The organism is uncultured Thiodictyon sp., assembly GCF_903828115.1.
Taxonomy (GTDB): domain Bacteria; phylum Pseudomonadota; class Gammaproteobacteria; order Chromatiales; family Chromatiaceae; genus Thiodictyon.
The window spans coordinates 1-3,797 of record NZ_CAIKKU010000051.1; the positions used below are offsets into that span (position 1 = coordinate 1).

Below are 3,797 nucleotides of genomic sequence, written 5' to 3' on the forward strand. Positions count from 1 at the left end.
AGCAAGTAAAGGATTGCTGAGGGATGGCCGAAGCCTAAAGATATCCTGCCATGAAAGCCCTTGTTGTATGATTCCGATCGCGACTGCAGGAACTTTCTTGGTCGTAAAATGTGTGCGAATAAAATTATGCGCAATCCAAAAAATGTCCAATGTCCTTTGCAGGCCCGTTGTACTCTTGGCATAGGTATTCGTTTTGCGTCGATACGCCGAGTTGCGACGCCGAATGGAGGCATTCGTCGCCTCTAGACGGTTCGCCTGAATCGCGTTCGGCGTCATGTCTTGGCAGGTGTCGGGATGTTCTGGATGAGGAGCTTCATATTTTGGGCGCGGGTGCCCAGCTTGTTGCGCGCGGTTCCCTTTATTTTTCAGCCTGACTTTGACTCCGCGACGAAGTACCCGCCGCGGGCGTCCACGCTTCCCAGTGCGAACGACTTCATGGCAAATATCAAACAACAAGTTGCCATAACGCCGTTCGCCGTCAGTCACGAGTGTGACGTCGTCGCTACGCTCTATAACATTTCTAAGTAGCTGAATAGATTTGTAAAATAATGTTCTGTCTTTCTTTCCACATCGCATCGTCCAAATGAAACGACTGGCACGCTCCATGAGTACAATCGTCCAGCCTTCACAGTCCTCTACGGGTACATTCTTTCCGATCTTCGTATAAAGCTCATCACCTTCGATGACTTGGCTTAAAAAGGTATGCATCAACGCATAAATGAGCAGCGTCTGTTTCGTATCGGCCAGGCGACGTTCCCAGAGCAAAAGCGTATTCTTGGCGATCTCTAAGGCCCGGCAGGTCGCGTTCAAACCCATTCCTTCAGTGCGTATCTTAAATACTTTAGCAATAAAACTGATCGGTTTTCTGAGCCCTTCCAGGACGGTTCCTTTTGTCTCTGAAAAGATTCTTTGACAAGCCGGACACTGAAAAAGCAAGCGGTTTCCATTCTGAAGTGTTGTATAGTGCTTATAAGGTTCACAGTGTTCGGAACCGCAATAGGGACAGGTCATTTTTTCAGGCATAACCGATTTCTATGCTGGGTTACTGGATAAGGGAGAATTATTTAACTTATTCAGTAAGTTGTCAACAGGAAGCAAGCTGAACCAGTGCCGGGGAAAGGAAAGCTGTCGCTCATGCAGCACGGGCGGCGGTCATGGCGAGCCTGTAGGGTCCGCTGTGCGGACCGACGACGCCGCGGATCGCACCGCGCCCGGCGCCATGCGTAGGGTCCGCTGCGCGGACCGGCGATCCCGCCGATCGGAGAGGGGGCGGGACCAGGATCAAGTCCGCAGGCCGCTTCCCGCACTGGAGCGAAAATTCGACGGTTCCCGCCACGCCAACACCATCGGTATGGTCCGCGGATCAGTGCGAACGGGTACGCAAGTACTGGTCGCAGCGATCGGTCGCGACGAACTCGATGATGGCGCGGGTGTCGTCCGAGCAGTTCTTGAAGACGACCCGCTCAAGGATCGCGGGGCCTTGGCGCAGGATCAGGGCGCCCACCAACTCGTCGATGAAAGACTGGGTCACCTCGATCCCAGCGAAATCAAAGACTACCTCACGCCCTTGCGCGAGCGCGTCCTCGGCCTGCTCCCGGACCGGCACGGCGACGGAGCGCACGGCCGCGAGGCGACCCTGGGTCTGGGTGCGGAGCGTCAGGTGGGTGCGGTGTGAGGTAATGTTCACAACGCGATGATGCGGGCGCGACGCGGAAAAAGTAAAGTAGAGCTACTCGAATCGAACGAAAATAGGCCCCATGCCATCAAGGGCCGACGGCAACTCGACGATGCGCGTCTTGCTAAGCCCATCGCCCCGCAATTCTTAGGGTGATCGTCACTCCTTGCCGGAAGGCACCCTGCGGTGGCAACCCGCTGGCCGGCGCCGGGTGGTGTTAAGCGTCGCCACTGACGGTGCGCGCCTTGCCGCCCGCGCCTCGCCCGATGCGCCTGAAATCCCCCAACCACCTACGGAAACAGTGAAAACGCCGGATGACGCCGACCGAAGCCCAAACCCGCCAGCAGCTCATCGACGTCCAACTCGCCCAGGCCGGCTGGGGCGCGAAAGAGCGCAACCTGCTGACCGAGTACCTGCACCGCATCGCCGAGGACGGTGCCGATACCTTGGGCTTTTCCGACTACGCGCTGTTGGCCAGGAACCTGCAACCGCTCGCCTTGGTCGAGGTCAAGCGCAGCAGCCGCGACGAGCTTGCCGGGAAGCGTCAGGCGGCCGGGTGTGCTGACGACATCCTGCGCCGCTTCGGCCAAGACCCCTTCATCTTCCTCGCCAACGGCAAGACCATCCAGTTCTGGGACCGTGAGCGCTACCCCCCGCGGCGCGTCAGCGGCTTCTTCTCACGGGAAGACCTCGAGCGGCTGCTCCACCAGCGGCAGTATGCCGAACCGCTGCACCGCGTGGAAATCAACCACGCCATCGCCGGCCGCGACTACCAGCTCGAGGCCATCCGGCGCGTGGCCGAGGCCATCGACCAGGCCCGGCGCCACTTTCTGCTGGTCATGGCGACCGGCAGCGGCAAGACCCGTACCGTCATCGCCCTGATCGACCTGCTTCTGCGCGCCAAGCGGGCGCAGCGCATCCTGTTCCTCGCCGATCGCCGCGAACTGGTTCGCCAGGCCATCGGCGCCATCCGGGAACACCTCCCCAACGAGAGCGTCGGCCGTCTCGAAGCAGGGGAGTTGGCCCCCGGCGCCCGCATCCATGTCGCCACCTATCCCAGCATGATGCAGGTTTACAGCCAGTTCTCGGTCGCCCACTACGACCTGATCGTCGCCGACGAGAGCCACCGCTCCATCTATAACCGTTATCAGGCGATCTTCGATCGTTTTGACGCCCTGCAACTCGGGCTCACCGCGACCCCGACCGACTTCATCGACCACAACACCTTCCAGCTCTTCGGCTGCGAAGACGGGATACCGACCTTCAACTATCCCCTGGAGCAGGCCGTAGCCGATGGCTACCTGGTCGCCCACCGCGTCCTCCAGGCCCAGACCAGCTTCCAGGTCCGCGGCATTCATGGATCGGAGATCCCCCTCGCCGCCGAGCCCCAGGTCCGTGAGCAATTGGCGAGGCAGGGCATCGACATCGAAGAGTTGGACTTCGCGGGCACTGACCTGGAGAAGACGATCACCAACATCGGTACCAACCAGACCCTGGTCCGGGAGTTCATGGAAAAGTGCCGCAAGGACGTGCTCGGCCTGCCCCACAAGGCGATCATCTTCGCCGTCAGCCATGCCCACGCCAAGCGGCTCTATGAGTCATTCAATGCCCTTTACCCGGACTACCAGCGCCGCGGCATGGCCGAGATCATCGACAGCCACATGGAACGGGCCGAGTTGACCCTGGACGACTTCAAGCACCGCGACATGCCGCGGGTGGCCATCTCGGTCGATATGCTCGATACCGGCATCGACGTGCCGCCAATTCAAACCCTGATGCTCGCCAAGCCTGTCTACAGCCGGGTCAAATTCTGGCAGATGATCGGCCGCGGCACCCGCCTGTATGAGGACCCGCTGACCGGCGCACGCAAGAAGGACTTCCTCATCATCGACTGCTGGAACAACTTCGACTATTTCCAGCTCAACCCCGAGGGCGAACCAGACCACCCCAGCGAACCCCTGCCCGTGCGCCTGTTCCGACTGCAGGGCAATCGCATCAAGTTCTGCTAATATTCGCACTTACTGATGCATCGGGCAAATCCTACATCTGGACTGCTCCCAAGGCTACATGCCGTGTCCCTTTCCTATGCCACGAACACTTTGCGAACACCACACGTCTTCAA

General features: G+C 59.3%; 3 protein-coding genes. 1 reads left to right on the forward strand and 2 read right to left on the reverse strand.

Annotation, left to right across the window (positions count from 1 at the left end):
- Together QZY48_RS01850 and QZY48_RS01855 are read right to left on the reverse strand one after the other, a co-directional pair.
- The coding region (locus QZY48_RS01850; RefSeq protein WP_295426949.1) for a hypothetical protein at nucleotides 1–1,023 on the reverse strand (1,023 nt) is incomplete at its 3' end.
- A 340-nt stretch (nucleotides 1,024–1,363) separates the two neighbouring features.
- Nucleotides 1,364–1,687, reverse strand: a complete 324-nt coding sequence (locus tag QZY48_RS01855) for an STAS-like domain-containing protein (RefSeq protein WP_295426952.1) — start codon at nucleotides 1,685–1,687, stop codon at nucleotides 1,364–1,366.
- Nucleotides 1,688–1,989: 302 nt separating this feature from the next.
- Here QZY48_RS01855 and QZY48_RS01860 point away from each other — a divergent pair, with 302 nt between their 5' ends.
- Complete coding sequence (locus QZY48_RS01860) at nucleotides 1,990–3,684, forward strand: DEAD/DEAH box helicase family protein (RefSeq protein ID WP_295426955.1); 1,695 nt, start codon at nucleotides 1,990–1,992, stop codon at nucleotides 3,682–3,684.
- The last annotated feature ends 113 nt before the right edge of the window (nucleotides 3,685–3,797 follow it).

Bases quoted from the DNA above. Each gene is read 5' to 3' on its own strand.
- QZY48_RS01860 (WP_295426955.1), top strand. From the start codon at position 1,990: ATGACGCCGACCGAAGCCCAAACCCGCCAGCAGCTCATCGACGTCCAA.